At 59.9% G+C, this 237-nt stretch carries 1 protein-coding gene; it reads right to left on the bottom strand.

The annotated features are described in order from the left end of the window. Positions 1-237 (bottom strand): molybdopterin cofactor-binding domain-containing protein (locus tag A6R74_RS20055; protein ID WP_131798075.1); only part of this gene is annotated, 237 nt, incomplete at both ends.

The following is a 237-nucleotide window of genomic DNA, read 5'->3' as shown; positions in this document are numbered from 1 at the left end:
TCCCCCCTGGTTAACGCCTTCGGCATCAATGGCGAGCCGAGAGCGATTATGGAAGGTGTGGCGTTTCCCCGTGGCGTGCATATCGTCGCGGGTAGGTAAGCGCAGGCGAACCGTCTTGCCGGTGCGGCGAGCAATAATCGCGGCAATACACGCCCAGGGAGACGCCTGAGTTTCCTTGCCACCAAAGCCACCGCCCATACGACGTACTTCGACGGTCACCGCATGGAAAGGTATATC

This window comes from Halomonas sp. ALS9 (assembly GCF_001651035.1).
GTDB lineage: Bacteria > Pseudomonadota > Gammaproteobacteria > Pseudomonadales > Halomonadaceae > Vreelandella.
The sequence above is the reverse complement of the archived record's forward strand: the minus strand, read 5'-3'. Positions and strand labels throughout refer to the sequence as shown.